The sequence below is a fragment of the Streptococcus oralis genome (assembly GCF_023109315.1).
Classification (GTDB): domain Bacteria; phylum Bacillota; class Bacilli; order Lactobacillales; family Streptococcaceae; genus Streptococcus; species Streptococcus oralis_BS.
Window position 1 is genome coordinate 54289 of the sequence record NZ_JALDUF010000007.1, and the last position, 22119, is coordinate 76407.

General features: G+C 40.6%; 20 protein-coding genes and 1 pseudogene. 1 reads left to right on the forward strand and 20 read right to left on the reverse strand.

The features are described 5' to 3' along the window. Positions 1-2 precede the first annotated feature (2 nt). From M1F74_RS08600 to M1F74_RS08625, 6 genes are read right to left on the reverse strand one after another with little or no spacing between them, the layout of a single operon-like run. Positions 3-842, reverse strand: a complete 840-nt coding sequence (locus M1F74_RS08600) for a hypothetical protein (protein WP_247946848.1) — start codon at positions 840-842, stop codon at positions 3-5. Then, positions 796-1068 (reverse strand): type III restriction endonuclease, encoded by a 273-nt coding sequence (locus M1F74_RS08605; protein ID WP_247946849.1) that lies wholly within the window; start codon positions 1066-1068, stop codon positions 796-798. Before M1F74_RS08605 ends, M1F74_RS08600 begins: the two co-directional genes overlap by 47 nt. Beyond that, the gene (locus M1F74_RS08610) at positions 1065-1709 is read right to left on the reverse strand and encodes a hypothetical protein (RefSeq protein ID WP_247946850.1); all 645 of its coding nucleotides are present in this window, start codon (positions 1707-1709) and stop codon (positions 1065-1067) included. The genes M1F74_RS08605 and M1F74_RS08610 overlap by 4 nt, the downstream gene beginning before the upstream one ends. A gap of 19 nt (positions 1710-1728) precedes the next feature. Beyond that, the gene (locus M1F74_RS08615) at positions 1729-4365 is read right to left on the reverse strand and encodes a phage tail tip lysozyme (RefSeq protein WP_247946851.1); all 2637 of its coding nucleotides are present in this window, start codon (positions 4363-4365) and stop codon (positions 1729-1731) included. Between the two features lie 26 nt (positions 4366-4391). Next, on the reverse strand, positions 4392-6746 hold the full coding sequence (locus M1F74_RS08620) for a VirB4-like conjugal transfer ATPase, CD1110 family (protein WP_247946852.1): 2355 nt from the start codon (positions 6744-6746) through the stop codon (positions 4392-4394). Next, on the reverse strand, positions 6706-7053 hold the full coding sequence (locus M1F74_RS08625; protein ID WP_000197456.1) for a PrgI family mobile element protein: 348 nt from the start codon (positions 7051-7053) through the stop codon (positions 6706-6708). Before M1F74_RS08625 ends, M1F74_RS08620 begins: the two co-directional genes overlap by 41 nt. A 54-nt stretch (positions 7054-7107) precedes the next feature. Between M1F74_RS08625 and M1F74_RS08630 the strand changes: the two genes are divergently transcribed. Further along, positions 7108-7812, forward strand: a complete 705-nt coding sequence (locus tag M1F74_RS08630; RefSeq protein WP_247946853.1) for a hypothetical protein — start codon at positions 7108-7110, stop codon at positions 7810-7812. Between the two features lie 207 nt (positions 7813-8019). Here M1F74_RS08630 and M1F74_RS08635 read toward each other — a convergent pair whose 3' ends face one another. The 14 genes and pseudogenes from M1F74_RS08635 to M1F74_RS08695 all read right to left on the reverse strand — a co-directional run bounded on the left by M1F74_RS08635 (position 8020) and on the right by M1F74_RS08695 (position 22024). Beyond that, entirely contained in the window at positions 8020-8766 is a 747-nt protein-coding gene (locus tag M1F74_RS08635) for a hypothetical protein (protein ID WP_247946854.1), read from the reverse strand. 27 nt (positions 8767-8793) lie between these two features. Then, complete coding sequence (locus M1F74_RS08640; RefSeq protein ID WP_000340303.1) at positions 8794-9018, reverse strand: hypothetical protein; 225 nt, start codon at positions 9016-9018, stop codon at positions 8794-8796. Between the two features lie 72 nt (positions 9019-9090). Continuing rightward, entirely contained in the window at positions 9091-9576 is a 486-nt protein-coding gene (locus M1F74_RS08645; protein WP_247946855.1) for a hypothetical protein, read from the reverse strand. Between the two features lie 63 nt (positions 9577-9639). Further along, positions 9640-13935: an SspB-related isopeptide-forming adhesin gene (locus M1F74_RS08650; protein ID WP_247946856.1), complete on the reverse strand. Its 4296-nt coding sequence runs from the start codon at positions 13933-13935 to the stop codon at positions 9640-9642. A 26-nt stretch (positions 13936-13961) separates the two neighbouring features. Then, a complete protein-coding gene (locus M1F74_RS08655; protein WP_247946857.1) occupies positions 13962-14771 on the reverse strand; it encodes an LPXTG cell wall anchor domain-containing protein in 810 nt (269 codons plus the stop codon). A gap of 16 nt (positions 14772-14787) precedes the next feature. Then, the gene (locus M1F74_RS08660; protein ID WP_009729747.1) at positions 14788-15096 is read right to left on the reverse strand and encodes a hypothetical protein; all 309 of its coding nucleotides are present in this window, start codon (positions 15094-15096) and stop codon (positions 14788-14790) included. A 289-nt stretch (positions 15097-15385) separates the two neighbouring features. Further along, positions 15386-15600: pseudogene (locus M1F74_RS08665) on the reverse strand (helix-turn-helix transcriptional regulator). Positions 15601-15602: 2 nt separating this feature from the next. Further along, the gene (locus tag M1F74_RS10100; protein ID WP_020901883.1) at positions 15603-15737 is read right to left on the reverse strand and encodes a hypothetical protein; all 135 of its coding nucleotides are present in this window, start codon (positions 15735-15737) and stop codon (positions 15603-15605) included. A 23-nt stretch (positions 15738-15760) separates the two neighbouring features. Continuing rightward, positions 15761-16027 (reverse strand): thiopurine S-methyltransferase, encoded by a 267-nt coding sequence (locus M1F74_RS08670; RefSeq protein WP_247946858.1) that lies wholly within the window; start codon positions 16025-16027, stop codon positions 15761-15763. A gap of 74 nt (positions 16028-16101) precedes the next feature. Continuing rightward, on the reverse strand, positions 16102-16968 hold the full coding sequence (locus M1F74_RS08675; protein WP_247946859.1) for a replication initiator protein A: 867 nt from the start codon (positions 16966-16968) through the stop codon (positions 16102-16104). A gap of 3 nt (positions 16969-16971) precedes the next feature. Then, the gene (locus M1F74_RS08680; protein ID WP_247946860.1) at positions 16972-17139 is read right to left on the reverse strand and encodes a hypothetical protein; all 168 of its coding nucleotides are present in this window, start codon (positions 17137-17139) and stop codon (positions 16972-16974) included. Positions 17140-17235: 96 nt separating this feature from the next. Further along, a complete protein-coding gene (locus M1F74_RS08685; RefSeq protein ID WP_042768210.1) occupies positions 17236-18270 on the reverse strand; it encodes a sensor histidine kinase in 1035 nt (344 codons plus the stop codon). Then, positions 18267-18965: a response regulator transcription factor gene (locus M1F74_RS08690; RefSeq protein WP_247946861.1), complete on the reverse strand. Its 699-nt coding sequence runs from the start codon at positions 18963-18965 to the stop codon at positions 18267-18269. Before M1F74_RS08690 ends, M1F74_RS08685 begins: the two co-directional genes overlap by 4 nt. A gap of 80 nt (positions 18966-19045) precedes the next feature. Beyond that, complete coding sequence (locus M1F74_RS08695; RefSeq protein ID WP_247946862.1) at positions 19046-22024, reverse strand: SSURE domain-containing protein; 2979 nt, start codon at positions 22022-22024, stop codon at positions 19046-19048. Positions 22025-22119: the final 95 nt, after the last annotated feature.

A 22119-nucleotide genomic window follows, 5' to 3' on the forward strand; every position in this document is an offset into this window, starting at 1 on the left:
CTTTATTTTGGATAATTGGATAGTTCTGGCTTCGCAATAACCTGGAAACCATAACGTGCTCCAGGTTCTTCCTTTACAGTAACTACCAAGCGTTTCTGACTTCTGTTTTCCCCGTCTTTCACGGCCACTACATAGGTCAGTTGATAGGTTGCTTCATCGACCATCAAGCTAGACTCCAAAATCACTGACTGCAGTTGACCTGATTGTCTGTCTAGCACTAACTGAGGAGCTACAAAATCATCCACCTTCCCTTTATCAGAGTAATAGACTGGTAAAAAGTAACGTGAAAAAGCATCTAGTTCCCCTGTTTTTGACTGAATGGTTTTTAAATCAGAAAGTTCCTTGGATACGACCGATAGTTTCTTTTCTTGATGGTAAACTAGCGTAATTGATAAACCAGCAACTGTCAGACTTCCTACTAGACCAAATAACACCAGAACTCTTCCTAAATACACCCAAAAAGAGCGTTTGGAAGAGGTTGCAGGTTTGAGAGTTTCATGTTTCAAGGAAGGGACTTCTGCTTTCTCTTCAGGAATCTGTGCTCCACGTTTTGTTTTAGCCTGACGCTTAAAGAGAGAGGTTTTTGCTTCTTTTGACCCCACCTCCTCGTGTTTCACCGTCCCAGGCTTCAGGAAGAGGCTATCTGCGATCCCCTCAAACGGCAAATAAATATCTTCTTGATAGATCACTACATTCTTTTTATCCAGTTCTTCTACCAGTAAAACAGCCTCAGCCTCCTGGTGTTTCACCTTGGCATTTTCTCGCTCCAGAGCTTGATACACAAGGTCTCGATTCTTATACGTTGTGGTCATGTTTTGTGTCAGATTGGTTAAACGGTACATCTTTTTCAGTTCCTTTCAATTTTCCTTCAGCAAGAGCTGTTTCAATATCAGCCCAGGTTAAATTATGTTCGGCCAAGTAGTTTGACCGTTCCTCATGCTTGGCCAGAATGATTTGAGTTTCTAGCTCCTTCAGTTTATCTTCTTCCTTCTTGGCCTTAGACATATAGTCAGCTAAGCGGTCTTCCGCTTTCTGTTTTTGTCTTTCTAAAGATTCTAATTTTGTCATTGTTCCTTTTTCCCTTCTGTACTTTGTGTTTGGTTAGTGCTTGGTTTGTTTAGTGACGGAATACTCGCCTTTTCGCTTGCGCTCAGGCTGTCCACAATCAAAATAGGGTCAATATGATTTACCAGGTATTTCCCATCTTGCTTGCTGAAGCGAAGCCGTATGGTTCTTGAAGATCCTACGTTTGTTTGGGCGTTAGTATAATCATACTTCTTCTGTAACTGTGTCTGAGTGTATCTCACTTGAGCTAAGGCAACATTATTTTCTTGATCAATGTAGATGGTAGAAGACTTCATCTGTGTATCCACTACATAGCCCTTATAGGTTTGTACCGATGGTTCTTCTTCAGAGTTCACTTCCTGATTGTAAGCAGCTTCTGTCATATAGGGCAAATAGCGATTTCTATTTTCTCCAAGATCCTGCTTATTGAAGTAAGCCGTCAAAAATTCCTTCACATATTCTTGAGTTAGTTCGCTTCCCTCTACTTTGGTTTCTTGTTGCGTTGTTTCAGCTTCCTGTTTAGCTTTCTTTTGTGCTGAGGTTGCTGCTCCAATCCAGAATACGAATCCTAGAACTAGCACAACTCCTATAAGGATTCCTCCTATTTTAAGGAGTTTCAATTTCTCCATATCTATCATTTTCATGATTTACCTTCTTTCTTTTTTAATTTGGTGTCGCAAATGTATAGTAGTAAGCTGGATAGAGGACAGAAAAATGAACCTTATCCTGTACTCCTTGGATATTACATTCCGAAACAAGGAATGATCCATCGGAGTTTACAGCTTCCACAATCGCAACATGGCCGTATTCACCTGGTGTCCCACCAAATCCACCTAGAACTGATACAACGGCTCCTTTCGTTGGCGACGTACTATATCGCCATCCTTTTGCGACCAGGCTTGCCACCCAATCCTGACCATTACCAAGATAACCATAAGCTCCTGATAAGTCCGTAATCGTTCCTAGTTCGACTAAACGATTATACGCATACCAAGTACACTGACCAACTGGGTAGCCGCTTCCTTGTTGTGTCGTCATGGAGGCCTGTGTAGGAGGGTGTTCCACTTTTGACTGATACTCTGCAGGGAAATCCCAAGAGGATGCTAACGCTCCACCTCCTCGAACTTGTTGATTAAGAAAAGCGTGGATCTGTTTAGCATTATTCTGGCGCTCTAAGACCTTGTCTCCAGAGTTCCCTTCCCAATTAACCAGGAAACGCTCTGTAAGTGTCTCTACATCTTCTGTGCTGGTTAGAATTGAGGTCAGTTCAGTGATATAGTAAGGAGTATCTCCCTCCAGCATGAAATCCAACTGCAGCTCTAAATCGTACCACTTTTTATCTTTGGATTTTGCATAATTCAATAATAAAGTATGCCTGGTGGAACCATCCGCTGTATCTGTCCACTGACCTAACCCTAAACCACGATGAAGAATATTTGGATACCTACCGTCATAGATAGCGGGCCCACTTATAGCTAACCAGGACTCATCATCCCAGGAAGAAGAATCAGCCCCTACTGGCGGGCTAAGATAATCTCCTTCAGCACGTTTAGGATTGATATTGCTTTCTGTAGCAAAGTTCCCAAGCATGGCTGCCAAACCATTATCTGTTAGGCCTGGTACCTTTTGCTTCAGGAAGTCTTTTATCGCTCGTGACTTTTGTCCTAGATCACCATCAAGTGTAGTAATGACTGAGGTTGTCTGATTATACGTGACAGATTGAAAGTAAAAGCCTGGATTGACTGATGTCCACTTTTCTTTCTTATCCTTTGTCTCTTTTTCCTCCAATTTTTGATACTGAATGACCTGGTAACCATTTGCCGTTACCTTCCCAACCTCGTCTCCAGCTTTGACCTGATCACCATCAGAAACACGGATATTTCCTACATCTTCATAAGTAAAGATGGCTTTATCTGTTTTGATTGATACAGTCGTATCATCTGTCACACTGACTTTACCCTCAAGAGGAGCTCTTATAGCTTGCCCTGTTGAAGCTTCTAGTTGTGTTTTCTCATAGATTTCACTCTTAGAGGTATAACCAAACCGCTTCAGGATAACTAGAGGAGCTTGATAAGAAGGGTCATCCTCCTGGTAAAAGGGGTTAGCTAATTCTTGATAAGAGGGGTATCGACCAACCTCTTTAGTCAACTCCTCTAGCTCTTTATACTCTTCTAACTCGCTATCACTCAACTTAGCCCACTTGAGGTCTGACGAGGAGCCATATAAATCAGCCATCTTTTTCAAATTATGAGGATCATCATTCAAATGATTCCAAAGATCATTCAAGGCATCCGAATAGTGATTGAAACCTAATGTCCCAGCCCATTCTCCACCAGTTCCCTCATTCCAGTTACTTTCTGGTTTCCACTCACTGCCGTAGCGAAAGTTCATGAAAAAGATCATGTCATCGATGTTTGTCCAATAGTCTACCTTATCATTGGACTTCTCTCGATCTCGTTTACTGATCTGAAGCCAGGACTTATTCAGGTCAAATTCATTTTGTTGGACAGGACCACCGCCTCCAAATATGGCCATAAATATCCCTAGAACAGCAAAGATGAGGAACATCAAGAAATAGGACTTAACTGCTAATGGATTGGATAAGATGGAACGTAGAGGCTTTGTCGCAACCTTCAAAACCTTCCCTGTACCTCTTGATACCTTCCCAAATTTTGAACGAGCTAGACGATTTCTAGCCTGTTTCATCTTTTTGCTGAGTTTTCCTTCCCAGGAGAACTCTCTAGGTGTTCGAGTATACCCTCGCCCTCTGATAAAATTATAGGTCTTATTTGCCCTACTGTAACTATGCTTGATAGAATACTTAGACAGATTTCCTACAGCATTTAACGCTCTTTTAGAGGCGTTTACCTGGTACTTAAATTGACGAATGTTTTGCCTCGCCTGAACCCAGTCTCCAAGAATCTCATTATCTCTGACTGTCTTCTCAACGTCGTGTCTCGCTTTCATTCGAGTGCTTTGTTTTGTTCGTCTCTTTATACGATTGGGAATATAGCTGTCATCAGCTTTTTTAGCTTGTTTATAGAGCGTTGTTGCAACTTGTTTTTCCAACTTTGCTCGATCAAGCTGTTGCTTAAAGAAAAGACCTCTCGCTGTTGCTTGAGGTCCTTTGTGTAGATTATAATCTTTTACAGCTAAACGATAATTTTTCTTAGCTTCCTTAAATACAACTTTTGAGTCTAAACGTGCTTCTTTAGGCTTTTTTTCAGCATTGAGGGAGGATCCTTCTTTGATTCTCCGCTTACGCTCCTGTTTTAATTGATTGGGATCACTTTCAAACAAAAGAAATCACCTCTCTTTCTATTTTTTTAACTATCTGTCGCAACCAATTGATACAGTTTGGTATCTTTAGGGATAGGATTTTCAAATGGGACAATCGTATCTCCAGCCACGATCAAACCAGTACCTTTCGCTTTTGGCCGCAAGACAAATCGCTCCAGTGAAGGCGTAAGAGGAATAACCTGCTCCAGGGCTTCTAGGTCTGTCCGCTTCAGCTTCAGGAGGGCTAGAAACTCACAGTTTGCGACTAGCTTTCTACCTTCTTCCGTAGATAAAACAGTCTCTGGATTCTGTGTAATTCCTGTTGGGATGGCTCCATATTTCCGAATACGTGAGTAGAGTTCGGTAAAGAATGTTGCCTGAAGTTTATTCTTGAAGTAGAGCTGCAACTCATCAAAGTACAACCATGTAATGGTTCTACCTTGGTTATTGACTACCTGGTTCCAGATGAAGTCCTGAATCACCAGGAGGGCAAATGGTTTCAATTTACCACTCAGCTGCTTGAGATTGAAGATAATAAAGCGGCTATTCATATTGACATTTGTAGGATGAGCAAAGATATCGTTTGAACCGATAGTATAAGGTTCTGCCTTCAGCGCCAGATCCTTAGCAACAGCTTCAGGTTGACGTTCCAAAACGGCTTGCCAATCCTTAAAGGTTGGTTTTTCAAATTCCTCATAGGTCTTTCTCGTCACACGGTCAATCATCGCAAATTCATCGTCTGATACTTCAGAGAATATGTTCTCAAACAAGGTTGATAAGAGGTTTGATTTTTGGCCAATCGGATCACTATCTTCTGCTTGCAACTTATCCTTATCAGGTAGATCCAACAAGTTGAAGTGATGTTGTGATCCAGGAGCGATTGTGATGATTTCAGCACCTAATTCTCGGCCAATACCAGTGTATTCATCTTCAGGATCGACGATAATGGTATTATCTTCAGGGTAACGTAGTTTGGTAGGAATAATCTCTCCTCCTTTAGCAAGAACTGACTTTCCTGATCCTGAATTCCCAAAGATACAACCTGAACCTGTATTCAAGTCTTTCTTACGGTCAACTGTGATAGCGTTCTTAGATAGCTGATTCTGGCCATAATAAATTGCACGTGAACTGCTAGATCGAAGATCTACATTGGTAAATGGGACTTGTGTGGCCAAGTTACTGGTAGTCATATCTCTCATAAAACGGCGTTTCACATTGATAAATGGAATCCCAATCGGTAGAATCGTATTCAAAGATTCTTCCTGGTACAAGTAACACTTTTCCAGTTCTACCGTGTTCTTACGGACAGAGCGTTGAACCTGCTCTGTGTAGATGTTCAATTCTTCCAGACTGTCAGCCATGAAGAAAATCGTCATCACACCTGAGAACATTTTTTGGTCATTGTCCTGGAGTTCCTCCGTCCATTTCTCTGTTTCACGAGATGTCTCTACAGCCTTCCCACCAACGGCCAAGTCACTTCCATAACCTTCTTTAGCGGCAGTCTTCTGACTTTTGATCATTTCCCTCCGGACACTTGACTTGACTGTCTTGATTTTCTTCAGGGCATCTGCAGTATCATAGGGCTTCGCATGTAGGCTGATAGCCAGTTCAATTCCTGTATCCAGAATGTTCTTAATCAGTTTGTCATTCAAGAAGGTAGGATATTGTCTAACATACATCACCCTTGCGAAACAATCATCAATTTTCATATGATCTTTTTCAAACCTCAGATAGTTCGGAGCTACAAAGTCCCTAGTTGATAATCCAGAAATAGCGATATCTTCATAGTTAAAATCAATAAAGTCTTCTCGTCTTAAGAGTTTTCGGAAGATAAGAAGACGATCTAATCCCTCTAACTCCTTAAAGGAGATTCCTAAGCCACTATATTGGCTTTCAATAACACTGGCTGTATCATCGAGGATTCTTCTAGCTTGATGATCCTGATCCGTTTGGGTTGTAATCGTCAGATATTTTTCTACCTTGAAGGTATTTTGTTCCTGAGAGAAACGATCATTGATCATCGCATTGTATTCTTTACGATAATCGTCATATCCATCTCCAACCAAATCATAGCGGATAGAAGATAAGCTATTGCTTTCTACCCTACGATTCAGGATCAATAGCTGCATATCATTGTCAATGTCCAGCGAATTAAAAATATCAGCGTTTGTTTCAATAATATCAATTCGCTCATCATCTGTTGCAGTAATATAGCTTGTATCACCTAGACGATAGGTTTTTGAAAATTGATCATTTGTAATTTTCATAAGTCCATCAGGTGTCAGCCATTGATAATTAAGGCTGTTCTGTGTAGAGGCCGTCATGGTACGTCTCAGACGTTTGGCCCGTTCCCGTTCCTCCTTAGAGAGTTTCGGGGTTTTCTTTCGGCCGAATAAATTCATTTCTTGTGTATTCCTTTCTGTCATAATCTGTCTGATAAGAGCGCTCCTGCTTGGTTAACATGAAACGAACATTATCTTTAATTTTCTCATCGAAATAACACCCGAAAATAACAAAAGGCGCTAATAACAAAATATCAACGCCATAAAGAATAGTATCGGGTGCCTTCAGCCAATAGAGGATAGTAGTGACAACTACTGTCAATGCAATACCAAATAGTAGCACTAACTGTCTCAGTGTCATATATCCTATAACTGGCCTTTCGTAGCTATCTAAAGCCTTTAAAAATTCACTTCCTAAACGTGTCATTCTGTTCCTTTCTTTGTATGGTATAATAAAACAAAAACTATGAAGGGAAAGCTAATGAGCCATTTCTACTATCAAGTCCTCAAACGAATTCAATCTCAGCTACCTGCTTTCCAAGTGTTTTACCTACAGACTATTCAACAGGTGCTTTATGCTTGGACCGTATACTCATTGTTTAACTTCTATAACATTGCTGAAAATCATCCTTCAGGTACAGGGCGTTATCTTTTTGATCAACTCCTGATATTCTTCTTTGCACGAGCAATAACAATTTATGTAAGGCATCGTGTTTACTTATTAACCCCAATTCTAACACATGATTTTCAAAAGTCTGATAGAGATTTACTCATTAAAGAAATTGAGGAATCTCTTCAAAAATCAGTAGAATTTACAAAATGGAGTTGCGGAATTCTATCTACAGTTTTAGTTCTTGTTTCTACTATCTTTGCTAACATTGGATTAAAAATAGCAGACAAAGCTGTTTCTGATCAGTTACTTATTGAAGAATTAAAATCAATGAATATAAAATTCGAAAACATTCTCGAACTTTTTGGTGTAATTGTCGGAATAATTGTAGGTATCGTTCTTTCATACTACTTCATCTTACAATTATTTTCTTTTCATAAAAGGCTGGTATTAAAAGTTTTAAAAAATTGTGAATATGAAAAATCCTATCCTTTGCTAAATTCCACAAAAAGGAAAAGATTCTGGGAATTAAGTAAAGAAGTATTATTCGTTGATATGTTCAAACATTTTTTCTAAAGAAAATAAATTCACTTCCACACGCTAAAATAATACCACTTACGAGAGCCAGCCAATGTGGCTGTAAAGCCCTACGGCACAAGTAATAGAAAAAAAGAGTCCTAAGTAAAAACAGTAGCCCCCAGACTACTGTTTTTAAAATAACTCTCAAAATATTTCCTAGCACTTGCTGATTTTTCTGTGAGTGCTTTTTAAACATTTCTCCTCCTAGTTCACCTGCATGATATTCTTGGCCATGCGTTGACTGCCAAATAGCATTATGATGTAAATAATTCCCTTTGCGATGGCAACTAAGGCACTTGTCCAAGCTCCAGTCTTATCAACCGTCAACAGGTCGTTAGTTACAATGGCTGGATAAAGCATGATAATAACCACTAAAATCAATCCCTGAAGGACAGCTGCAATATAGAGCTTAAAGAAACCGAAGCAGATTGGACGTAAGCTGTCCACCATGTAACAAGCAACAATAATTTTAGCGATTCCCTTATACGTGTAGAGTGTAAAGGAGCGCAACAAGATCAACAACTTGGTCGATATCTGTCCGATAAAATCCACAACCCAATAAATAAACTGGAGCATAGCTTTAGCTATAGCATTGACTCCTTTTAAATCCGGTAACTCAGTTTCATACGGACTAATACTTGCGCTAGCCACTGCCTTAATTACAACATTAAACAGCCAAGATAAAGCATCAAAAATTGCATCAACATATAGGATAAAAAATAGGGCGATGGCGTACTTGAGAATTTCTTCAATCCAGAGCTGAAAAGATAGCTCCCCACCATTGCTTTTAAGTTGTTGATGCCAATTCATAAGGTTGATTCCCATAAAAAGGAGAAGAAGCAAAATGGCTACCTTCTCCATCGAACCCGAAACAGTTTCCATCAATTCATAGGCTGTCGTATTATAGTCTTTCAGACTCATGGTTAGTTGATCAAGTGTGGATTGGTTCATAAAACCACCTCCTCTTTCTTCTTCATCCTAACCAAGAGATTGAAGACCTGTTGCCAAAGCTGTAAAGAGGGCTTTTAGGACGGCACCAAGAAGTGCACCTAGTATCAAACTTTGGATTCCTTTATCCTTCTTGTCATCCAATTCACGTTTGATTCCGACCGCTAAGTCCCAGGCACCCCAAGCTGCCCAACCAATACCGATAATCCCACCGATGTTTCCAATTTTGTTAATAAAATCTACAACTGCATCCATTCTTTTTTCTCACTTTCTTTTATAAAAAAGGTACTAAGAAAGATTCCTAGTACCTACTTTGTTTATTTAATACTATTTTTCATCCTCTGGACGAAAGGTTAGAGAGAGGGCTGTAATCACAGCTAAGACAACAATAATGGTCGTTTCCCACCAATGATAGATTGGAACACCTTCTGGCATTATCCAATTTTTAAACCAAAGTTCAACACTTGCTGGAGCGGTTCCTTCTTTTGTTAGAAATGCCCAATAACACAGAACAAGAAACGCAACTATAACCTTAAACACAAACCAACCAATTGCTGTTGCAATCAAGCTCTTAATCAGATTAAAGATAAAGAGGAGAAACATGAGTGGAGTCGCAACCATCAAAACGGCAGCTCTCGTAATCAAACTCGGTAAGTTCTTCATTCCTGACCAGACGGCTTTTCCTAGCCAACGTAGTCCTTTTTTCCACTTCTTCTCTTCAGCCTTAGTGACTTCTGATTTTTTTTGAGTTGGAGTGTAGTATCTATATCCACTTCTAGTCACATGTGCATCCATTTTCGTGTCCTTTCTCATCTCTCTTCCCCCTCTTTTTTATGGCTTCATTATACCATAGATGAGGGGGAATTTCTAGATGTTCTATTTTTTATGCTTACGAAGCCCAGCTCCTGCAAGACTCAACAATCCCAAAATCATTCCCCAAGTTGGAAGCATGCTTGCTGCTGTTCCAGTGTTTGGAAGCGATGCTTGTGGTTGTGGCTTGTGTGGTTCTTTAGGCTCTGGTTTTGGAGGTTCTGGAGTGTTGGTTGTTACCTTCGCAATCATTTCTTGTCCATTGACAATATTGATGAAGGTATTCTCAATCTTATCACCAGTTTCAATACGCTCAACCTCGATGTAGAAGTCAGCATCAAAGGTACCTTTAACTCCTAGAGAGTTCAAGAAATCTTGATTGATAACATAAGACCATACCCCTGTTTTCTCGTTCCACTTAATAGTCACAAGTTTCTTGATAAACTCAGAATTTGTGCCTTGGTTGAACTCAAAGGTAAAGGCATAAGAGCTACCTTTGGCAATCTTATCACCTGCTTTGATAAGCTTACCATCCTTAAGGATAACATCGTAAGGCAACGTTAGGTCTTTTTCTGCTGTGTATTCTGTACCCTTGATGACACCTTTCCAATTACCTGTATAACGGTCATGCTTCATATCGAGTTTATCCAAACCGTCATATTGGTACAACGTATGGTGTCTTTCTGGAACAGTTGCACCGTCAAGAAGGTACTGAATCAATTCACCCATTTGAACTTCTTTACCGTCAAGAACTTTCTGACCTGTTTTATCAAGCGCATGTTTTTCTGGGTGTGTTGGTTTAGGTGGTTCTGGTGTACGAGTAATAACCTTAGCGGTCATTTCTTGTTTATTGACAATATTGATGAAGGTATTCTCAATCTTATCACCAGTTTCAATACGCTCAACCTCGATGTAGAAGTCAGCATCAAATGTTCCTTTTACTCCTAGGGAGTTAAGGAAGTCTTGATTGATAACGTAAGACCATTGACCACCTTTGGCATCCCACTTAACAGTCACAAGTTTCTTGATGAACTCTGAATTGGTACCTTGGTTAAACTCAAAGGTAAAGGCATAAGTGCTACCTTTGGCAACCTTATCCCCTGCTTTGATAAGCTTACCATCCTTAAGGATAACATCGTAAGGCAACGTTAGGTCTTTTTCTGCTGTGTATTCTGTACCCTTGATGACACCTTTCCAATTACCTGTATAACGGTCATGCTTCGTATCGAGTTTATCCAAACCGTCATATTGGTACAACGTATCATGTTTTTCTGGAACAGTAACACCGTTAAGAAAATACTGGATATAGTCGCCTAATTGAACTTCTTTGCCATCAAGAACCTTTTTACCTGTTCTATCAAGCGCATGCTTTTCGGGTTTCACGTTAGGAACTTCAACTGTTACAAGATTTGACTGATAACTATTACCAAAGTCAATCTGTTTAAAGTCATTCTCGACTTTCTCCCCTGCTTTAACCAAGAGTTTAGCTGGGAGATCAACAGTAACATTCTTATTTGCTTTCACGTAGTTTTGATAGAAACTCTTGGAATCTTTTGCTACCCAGAGATAGAACTCACCTTTAGGATTCAAGTTCAATTCCTTCAGGATTTTATTGATTGCATCTGTACGTCCTTTGTCTGAGAGCACATGGTACATAGTAAAGAGCGCTTTAACGTCTTTACCTGCAGCAGTCATCTTGATCTTGCTGTGGTCAACTGTGAAGGCATTGTCTTGAACATCATCCAGGATTCCAAACTTCTTGCCAAGTGCTTGACTTGAAGCAAGAGTCTTGGTGTATGGACTATAATCAGTCACCAATCGGAAGGTCACGTTGCGATCAAATGTTGTCGCTGCGTTTATATTCTTACCAGAACGATCCAGAACAGCTTTGACTGGTTTTGGTGGTTTCGGTGTGTAGTTCGTAACAGTGTTTGAGAAAACTTCGTAGTTATTCACTAACACTTTATAAGTGTTGTCATAGAAGCCCTTATCATAGATTGGCTTCCAGGTAATAACTGGAGCTTCTAGGCGTTTCCCTTCGTAAGTTGCAGTAAAGGTGTAAGTATTCTTTCCTGCATCGTAAGCAACGCCCCATCCAGCTTTCTCTGCAGCTGCTTTTGTAACAGCCACATCAGGAACTGCTCCAGCTTCGAGTGGATCAATGATGGTAATCTTGTCCCCTTTTTTCAGGTTCGCATAGATATTGTCATGGGTCAATGTATAGGTCTGAGTAGCGTTTTTAGCTACTTCTTGACCATTTGTGTTGGTCTTATCTGTATCTGCTACAGATTTGCTGACAACTGGCTTATACTGCAATTTATAGCCATGATAGTTTGCTAATAACTTCTGATTTTTCGTCTCAGAAAGTGTTTTAAGAGCCAAGGTTGGCTTAACTGGATTTTTCGCTTTAACCAATTCAGCTGATACAGGTTCAGTCTTAACTGGCTTCACGGTTGTTTTTGTGATAGTTGCAGTAGCTGGAACTTCAACGACTGGCGTTACAACCTTTGTATTCAAAGCGAACCAATAGGTTTGGCCACTTGGATTATCTGGTCCATCCCATTGGATAAATTCGGTTGTGAAGGCTGTCCCTTCCTTGAAAACACCAAGTGCAGCACCCTTGTATTGGTAAGGTGAGTCAGATGTATCCCAAACATGCCCCACATCTTCTTGACGATTGTACTCTTCAGCGTAAACATATCCATAATCCTTGTTATATGTTACAGTTGAGCCGTTAATTTCAACATGAGTTCCGTTAATGGCTTTCGCACCTTCCCAACCAATAAGATTATGGTTGAGTGAGGAATAGGTCAGGGTTGCAGGAGTCTTTTCACTTGCTTGGAAGGCTACTTCTTTCCCATCCACATTGTAGTAGTAGGTATCCGTAACCAAGAAATTCATGTAGTCTGCTGCTCCACCAGCTCCATCATTACGAGCTACTACAAAACTCTCAGTCGGGTCGTTTAGGACATATACATCATTTAGGCCCGTTTTACCTTGATTAAGAATCTCGAATTTTCGATGGATACGAGAAATATCATGCTTTTTACCATCTGCAGTCGAAACAGTCAAACCTTTCAGATTAGTGTAGTCAACTTCTGTTTTCCATCCAGTGCCAACATCCTTGTATTTCAAGACTTTAGTCGAGTCAAGAACACGAGTATAGCCTGACGTTCCATTTGAGGAAGCGATGTAATCTTTAGTGGTTACCTGCGCTCCTGGAGCAGAGGAGTCCACTGTTGCTTCAGGATTTGCTGTCGCAATGCTAAGTGCTTGCAAGACTACTTCTTTAGTGTAGCCTTCCGTGCTTGTCTTAGCACGAAGCTCATCGTACTTCTTCTGCCATTCAGATTGGGCTCGCTTAGCTTGATCATAAGCTGCTTGGTTTTGTTTCCCAATTTGCTTAGCTTCATCAGCTGAAGAAATTTCTTGGGTTTTAGAATTGAGAAGTACACCAGTGTTTTTCAATTCAGCTAACTTACGATCAGCATCTTGATTGACTTGATCACTAGCATTCTTCTTCTCTGTGTAGGCAGCCATCAGGGCTTTGTTAAGCTCCACTTTGCCTTTTGCAGTCGCAATAGCCTGATCATTTTGTTTCTTCAATGCTTCTACTTCTGCGACTGAAGAGACCGTACGTGTAACGACTTTAACGTCAACCTTTTCTTTCTTCAGCTGTTCAGATGCGCTTTCTACCGCTTTGTTTAGAGCAGTAGCTTGTTCAACAGTAGCATCATACTTAGATTTTTCATCTAGGTATTTTGTTACTGCTTGTTGGTTATCTGACAAGACCTGTTTAGCTGTTTGAGTAGCTTTCTTGTTTTGGGCTGCTGAACCATCTGTGGCAGTCGAACCGTCATTGGTCACTGTGACAGCTGTTGCCCCTTCATGCTTGGCTTTTTCATCCGCTACAAATTGATTGTTAGCTTGGATGGCTTTCTGTGCTTCCTTGAAAGCTTCGTTGTTTTGAACTTGTTTTGTAGTTGTGGCTTCAAGTTCCTGAACTTGTTTATCCTGATCTTGTTTAATCTCAGACTTAGACTGTTCAAGTTTTGGAGCAGTGGTATCTGTCCCCTTATCAACGCTTGGTGTTTCAGATACAACTACTCCAGCTGTTTTAGCTTTGTCAGCAGCCTTTGTGACTGCTCCATTATCAATCGCTATAGACTGGCTTCCTGTTGTTTTACCAGCTTGTTTAGCGTATGCGTTGTTGTCGTTTTTGCTTTCAGGCTGTACTGCTTCATCCGCCAATACAGAACCTGCAGAGAAGGCTACAATACCTGCAACTGCAATTCCTGATACTAAGCCTTTAGCCCATTTTTTCTTACGGAAATATCCGTGTCCTTTTGTTTTTTCTGCCATTTAATGTTTTCCCTTTCCATTTCACCTTAAAATAATTTTTTCTTGTAGAAGTAGCCAACTGCGGTCAATAACATTCCACCGATTGCAGCTAGGAAACTTTGTTCTGTTCCTGTGTTTGGCAAAGTCACCATTTTACCATCTGCAGTTGAAACACTGATGGTCTTGTCTTCATTCGTAACACCTCCAAGCGCTTCAGGAGCAACTACAGAGCCATCTTCAAGGACAAGATTTCCATCTTTAGTGCTGACAATAGAATTACCTGTGCTGGTTTGAACAGGTGCTTTCGTAATATCATGCACCGCCTGACCTGTTGAGCTTGAAGTGGTTCCAATTTGTGACTTCCCTTGCTGATTCGCTTGATCAGTAGTTTTTGGCTTTTCATCTGGAACACCATCTAAGCTACCTGCGTTATCTTTATCTTGCGCCTTATCTGAAGGCGCTGGTTTATCAGCTGGCACTCCGTCAAGACTTCCTGCGTTGTCTTTGTCTTGTGGTTTATCTGATGGTGTTGGAACACCATCGAGGCTACCTGCATTATCCTTGTCTTGCGCCTTATCTGAAGGTGCTGGTTTATCAGCTGGCACTCCGTCAAGGCTTCCTGCGTTATCCTTGTCTGAAGGAGCTGTCGGATCAACTGGAGTAACTGAAGGCTCTGTTGACTGATTTGCTGGAGCCTTTGTTTCTGTTGAAGCGCTTGGTACTGTTGGCGTAACGACTTCTGTTGTTGGAGCAGAAGAATCAATTGGTGTTACTTCATCAGCTGATACAAATCCACCAGCTTGTGTGAGTGCGAGTGTTGAAAGTGCGAGTGTAGCTAATACTTGTTTCTTGTTCATTGTAATTTTTCCTTTTCTAATTTTTAGTATTCTTAGGCTGGTAGCCTTTTCCTGTCAAGCGAAGTTCCACTCCCGATGGACTTCTGACTTTCCTAGCCACTATGTGGCTTCCTTTTTTGATAGTGCGAATTTGATCATAAACCTTTTTATAAGGCAAATGAAATTCAACATCCTTTAGAACACCGTCTACGTATCCTCTAGCCTGTTTGACTGCATAGTCTGGCTTCAGGATAAGGTCTGTTCCGTCCTCTAAGCGAGCTGTCGCACCTCCTTGTTTTCCTAAGTTTTTTAAGTCCCTTAAGCGGACCGTTGTTTCATCTATCATAGATTTCTCCTTGAAGTTGAAAGGCGAAATAACGCCGTGCTGTGTAAAAACGTATTTTTACATCGGTATTTCATGCGCTGGGTTTATAGTCTAGTAACCCTTACTCCTTCAGCTTATGATCTTTATCATGCTTTTTCGTTCAGTGGCTGGACTAGATATCCTTTTCTAGTTTGCTGCTCGCCCCCGTTTCTTTTTTATCCATAGCCACGCTGTATCAGGGCAAGCCTTGTATTCAGTTTTCAAAGGTCTGTAGTTTAATGACTTCTCGGTCAAAATGGATTTAACTGGACTACATTTGGTCCGATTCTGACCCTAACAGGTAGTCAATGGTTACCCCGAAATATTCTGCCACATTTTTAGCATTCTCCAGACTTATCTGACTATATCCTGTTTCCCAGTTCGATATGGTGTTACGAAACACACCTATCTGATCAGCCAAGGCTTGTTGTGACAACCTGGATTTTTTCGTAATTCTCTGATACGATTTTGTGTTTGTTTCCTCACATCTACTTGTCTCCTTCATTATTTGGACTTGATAGTATTTCATCATCCATCAGAGGAGCATTCTTCAGCTCCAGCATGACAAGCCCTATTCCATAAGCTAAGATCAATAATAAAGCCATTGTAACTAGTTTAAACATTACTATCCTCCTGATATTGTTCCTTATTTTGTCCGATAAGTTATCTTCTTCACCCATCGAGGATTGATAGAAAACGGTGGAGTCGCTGATGTAAAATTCATACTCGCTCCTGTTCCAAATGAACTTGATACCAATTTTTCTAGTTCCTCCAAGTTGGAAGTGACGGAAATACTGTCTACCGTTTTATCAAAATACTCTACAATCATTTCAATTTCTTGAACTGGTTGGGAAGGTGTAGCCTTCATAGCTTGCCCTCTGTTCATTCTCTCTTGGTTATTAAACAATCCCATAAAGTTACCTCTCTTTCTTTTAGCATTTTGTTGTAATTCTTCTTAACTTGATATTTGTTTGATATATTTCATTTTCAATTATTTCCCATACACTTTCGAGCGTTACTATTGTAAATCGCAAGTAACCCATTAAAAACATATTCAGCAATCACTTCTGAGGAACGGGCAAATCGCATATTTTCTAAAGCATATCTATAACGTTCTTCAAATGGTATCATGATATAAGCCGCCATCGTATCTGAGTAATTTTCTTCTAACAGTTGAGAATAAACTAAATCATAGATATAATCCTTATCATACCTGCTAGCTTTATCAACTTTTCGGGAAAGACTGTCTTGTTTATTATTTTGGGAATTTCTAGAGACTCTCTCCTCGTCCTCCTCAGAAATAACTAATTCAGTGTCTTTATCATTAGTCTCACTGTATTCAGTATCGTTAGGGTCTAAATTTGACACCGGCCCCGTATAAATCTGACACCCCCCTAGTGTTTTTTTGACACCCCCCTGGTCTAAATCTGACACCCCCCTAGTGTCAGATTTGAAATCACCTGATTTATCAACCATTCTAGCAACTGTGTCATCTTGCAAGAGACCAAGGTAAATTCGATTAGCTAGATTTCCTGATTTACTTGTAGATTGTTGCACCTCATGAATTAATCCATACTCTGTGAGTTGCTTCTTAATTCTTAATAGGGTAGATTTTGAACAGTTAAGGATCTTCATCAAATTAGAGTTAGAATATACCAAATAGATATTTCCATCTTCATCAATCCAATTATTCTTGAAAGAAAGATCTAGTCTATCTTTAAGCATAGCATAAGCGACTTTTGCATCTAACCTCATATTTTCATAAATAGGATTTTCAAACAAAACCTTTGGTAAGGCATAAAAGCGATCAGATGTCTGATAATGGCTGGCACTAATAAACTGAATTTGTCTCATCAATTACACCTCTTTCAGTCTAAAGTCACCGTTCATGTTAAATCCTATCAATCCAAAGGCCTCAAGTTCTTCTATACTTGCTATTATTTCTTTTCGTGTTGAACCTGTTTCCTTTATCAAAAACTGGATTATCATCTCTCTTGAAATTCTCTCCTTACTTTTTCGTCTCATAATTTTACCTCCCAAAACACAAAAAAGAGCTAACGGAATTTTCCGTTAACTCAATATTTTCTATTTACCTCAAAACACTAGACACTTACTACAGCTTTATTTCAAATTGAGGCTGAATGTAAACTTGCTTCCTAAGCCATATTGACTTTCTGCTGTGATTTCGCCACCAAGCTGATGGGCTAATTCTCTTGCAATCGCAAGTCCTAATCCATGTCCACCTGTCTTCATATTGCGAGAAGTTTCTACACGATAAAGTCGTTTAAAGATCTTTTCCAAATCTTCAGGAAGGATCCCCTGACCCTCGTCTTTCACACTGATTGTCAGCTCTTGTTCTGTTAATTGGGCAAGAACCTCGATTCTGGTTCCTGGTTCTGAATATTTAAAGGCATTGTTTAACAAATTGACCAAAATGCGAGAAAGTTTGTCAGAATGGCTCTTGATTTTCGCCGACTCAGGTGACACTTGAATGTAAACATCCCGCTCCTCTTGTTCAATCTGGAGTTGAAATTCACTCATTGACTCAATCAACAGCTGATCTAAAAAGACCTCTTCGACTTCTTCATCAGCAGTATCTTGAGGTTGTGTATTGAGAGTCAAAACATCCAATTCCTCCACTAGCTTGTTTAGACGCTCAGTTTGCCGACCAATCGTAGTTAAGTAGTGGAGTCGCTCCTCTTCCTTAATCACTCCATCTAGAATTCCCTCCACCGTAACCTGAATGGAGGTAATGGGAGTTTTAATATCGTGAGAGAGCTGCGCAATCATCATTCTCTTTTCTTGCTCGCTCTCATCAAGTGATTGAAAGGTAGCTTGCAAATTGTGGGACATGTCATTAAAAGCCTGGCCCAGCTCTTGAAATTCTAATGGGCCTTTGGTTTCAATTTCCGTGCTGAAATCCTTGCTTGCTATATCCTGAGCTTGTTTTTTCAAATGTTTCAGAGAAGAGAAAACAGGCGACAAAAGAAAGATGCTCACTGCAGCGCCAATGAAACTAGCAATCAAGGTCATTCCAACTAGAAAGTAAACTTCACTTTTCTCAATCAACATTCGTTGGACTGCCCAGAAAACGACCAAAATCGTTAGTAGAGTCGACACTAGATACCCCACTAAAATATAGTTTTTTAATTTCATTTTCTACCTCTTGGTTTTTCCATCTTATAGCCTAAACCCCAGACAGTTTTGATAGCAGGAGCATCTGAATTTGTATACTTGGTCAACTCTTGCCTCAAAGCATGGATATGAACATTGAGTGTATTGGTATCATCCACATAGTCCTCTTGCCATACCTTCTCGTAAAGTTCCGTTTTTGAAAAGACTCTCTCAGGATTGCTGGCTAATACCCATAGAAGTTCAAAGGATTTTACTGTCAATTCCAAAGGTTGATCCCCAATGCGAACCTCATGAGTCACATGGTTGATTACCAAGTCACCAAACTCGATCTGTTCTGTCTCTCCTCCACGGCTAAGGCGACGCAAGATATTATTCACTCTTAAAACCAATTCGCGTGGGCTAAAGGGTTTGACTATAAAATCATCTGCCCCCAAACTTAATCCATAAATCTTATCCTGTTCGCTTGTCTTAGCAGTTATAAAGAGGAAGGGTTGATCCGGAGCGATATACTGAACTTCACTGATAAAATCATATCCGTCCATATTGGGCATCATGATATCTGTGATAATGAGGTTGATAGATTTTTTTCTGAAAAGTTCTAATCCCTCCTTCCCATCATGGGCGACCAAAACATCGTAACCTGCCTGTATAAGATAGCGGTTTTGAATATCTAGAATATCTATCTCATCATCAACCAGCAAAATTGTCTTTTTCATCTGACACTCCTTCGATAAAAACAGTGTTATACTTGCTTTAGTATAACACTATTTTCCCTAATGTTTAAGTGATTTAAATCTTAATCTTCTCGTTTGGTTGTCAAACCCAAAAGTCCAACAAGCCCTGCCAAGGCTAGACCAAAGATACCAAGGCCAGCTGTAGCTGTTTGAGCTTCCCCAGTATTTGGTAGCATAGGTTGTCCATCATTTTTCCTAGTTTTAGCCATGGAATTATCCGTGGAATCAGCCATTCTCATCTCTGAAACATGGGCTTCTTTGGTCATATCTTTCATTTTATTCATTGAATCTGACGTAGAAGAAGACATAGACATCTGATCTCCTTGAGGAGTTCTGGACATCATTTCTGATCCATGAAGTCGAATCGTTACTTGACGAGTAGCAATCAGATTGGTCAAATCAGGTTTGCCATCTTTAGAACCATAGACTTTAACAGTAGCTAGGTATATATGTGTTCCGTTAGCTCGAAGTTGATCCAGCAAGGCCTGACCATCTTTGCCAACCGTATTGCCATTCAAATCCACTTCGTAGAAATATTGACCTTTAGCCAAGCCTTCAAGTGGCAATAGAGCGGGATTTTTAGCTGTTCCGTTGTCTGACCATGGGGCTTTGTCTGAGGCTTTTAACAAGAGGCGAGTCAACATACCATCTCCACCAAAAGCTTCGTATGGAATAACTTGGTTGACACCGGCCAAGAATGGACCTGGAACATTTGCTTTTTCAAGGTAGCTAGCTGGAACATCAATGCTATTTTTGATGTTATTAGCAACAGAGTCTTTAACCTGATTTGGTGTGGTCAAGCCATTCAAATTAACAGTCAAATCTTTAGTCGCTACCAGATTAGTTAAGTCAGGCTTGCCGTCTTTTGCACCGTACACTTTGATGGTAGCTTTATAACTTTTCGTACCATTTTGTTTCAAAAGGTCAAGCAACTCTTTGTCAGATTTGCCTTGGGTGCCTGCCAAGTCTACTTCGTAGAAGTAAAGGCCTTTGCCCAATTTCTCTACTGGTGGGAGAGCGGGATTTTTAGCTGAACCGTTGTCTGACCATGGAGCCTTATCGGATGCTTTCAAGATAAGACGAGTTAACATGCCGTCTCCAGCGAAGAATTCGTATGGAATGACTTGGTTGACACCCGCTGTGAATGGACCTGGGAAGTTGGCTCTATCCAAATAAGAAGCTGGAACATCTACTGTATCTTTGGTGTTATCAGCCACACCTTTTTGCACTTCAGCTGGAGTGGTTAAACCATTCAAATTAACAGTCAAATCTTTAGTTGCTACCAGATTAGTTAAGTCAGGCTTGCCGTCTTTTGAACCGTACACCTTGATGGTAGCCTTATAGCTTTGCGTACCATTTTGTTTCAAGAGGTCAAGCAACTCTTTATCTGATTTTCCTTGGGTGCCTGCCAAGTCTACTTCGTAGAAGTAAAGACCTTTGCCCAATTTCTCTACTGGTGGGAGAGCAGAATTTTTAGCTGATCCGTTGTCTGACCATGGGGCTTTATCTGAGGCTTTTAACAAGAGGCGAGTCAACATACCATCTCCACCAAAAGCTTCGTATGGAATGGCTTGGTTGACACCAGCTGTAAATGGACCTGGGAAATTGGCTTTGTCAAGGTAACTAGCTGGGACATCTACTGTATCTTTGGTGTTGTCGGCCACACCTTTTTGCACTTCAGCTGGAGTGGTCAAGCCATTCAAGTTAACATCCAAATCTTTAGTCGCTACCAGATTAGTTAAGTCAGGCTTGCCATCTTTCGCACCGTACACCTTGATAGTAGCTTTATAGCTTTGCGTACCATTTTGTTTCAAGAGGTCAAGCAGCTCTTTATCTGATTTTCCTTGGGTGCCTGCCAAGTCTACTTCGTAGAAGTAAAGGCCTTTGCCCAATTTCTCTACTGGTGGGAGAGCAGGATTTTTAGCTGTTCCGTTGTCTGACCATGGAGCCTTGTCGGATGCTTTCAAGATAAGACGAGTCAACATGCCATCACCAGCGAAGAATTCGTATGGAATAACTTGGTTAACACCAGCTGTAAATGGTCCTGGGAAATTGGCTTTGTCAAGGTAGCTAGCTGGGACATCTACTGTATCTTTGGTGTTGTCGGCCACACCTTTTTGCACTTCAGCTGGGGTGGTCAAGCCATTCAAATTAACAGTCAAATCTTTAGTCGCTACCAGATTAGTCAAATCGGCCTTGCCATCTTTCGCACCGTACACCTTGATGGTAGCTTTATAACTTTGTGTACCGTTTTGTTTTAAGAGGTCAAGTAGCTCTTTATCTGATTTTCCTTGAGTACCGGCCAAGTCTACTTCATAGAAGTAGAGACCTTTGCCCAATTTCTCTACTGGTGAGAGAGCTGGATTTTTAGCCGTTCCGTTGTCTGACCATGGAGCCTTATCAGAGGCTTTCAAGATAAGGCGAGTCAACATACCATCTCCACCAAAGGCTTCGTATGGAATAACTTGGTTGACACCGGCTGTGAAGGGACCAGGGAAGTTAGCCTTGTCCAAGTAAGTGGCTGGGACATCTACTGTATCTTTGGTGTTGTCAGCCACACCTTTTTGCACTTCAGCTGGGGTGGTTGCTGCTTGCGCTTCACTGGCTTCACGGTCTTGTACAGAAACTGTAGACGCAGGACTTTCCACAGGTTTAACTGCATCTTCTGTTTGTTTCTTAGAGTCAGGTTGTGCTTGCACTTCTTCTTTTGGTGCTACTACTAGCTCTTTAGCAGTTGCGTCCGCTTTTTCTGAAGAGCTTGTCGTATCCACACTTACTTTAGGTGTTGGAACAGACTGTTCTGAAGGAAGAGCTACATCGACTGCTTTTTTGAGAGCCTCTGCTGGTAAGTCGCTCTTTTCACTCACCGAAGTTGCGTCTGGCACGACTTGGGCAGGAGTCGGATTGACGACATCAGCACGTGCAGAACTTGGTTGTCCAACTAGGACAAAGAAGCCACTGGCCACAACAACTGAGGCAACACCGACACTAAGACGGCGAATAGACCAACGAGTATATCTTTGATTTGGATTGAATTTCATAGGATTCTCCTTAGAGTTTTTCTTTTTTTTAATGACTCTAGTATAATCTCCTAAAATTAAAAAGGATTAAGAAAAAGTTAAAATTTTTCTTAAAT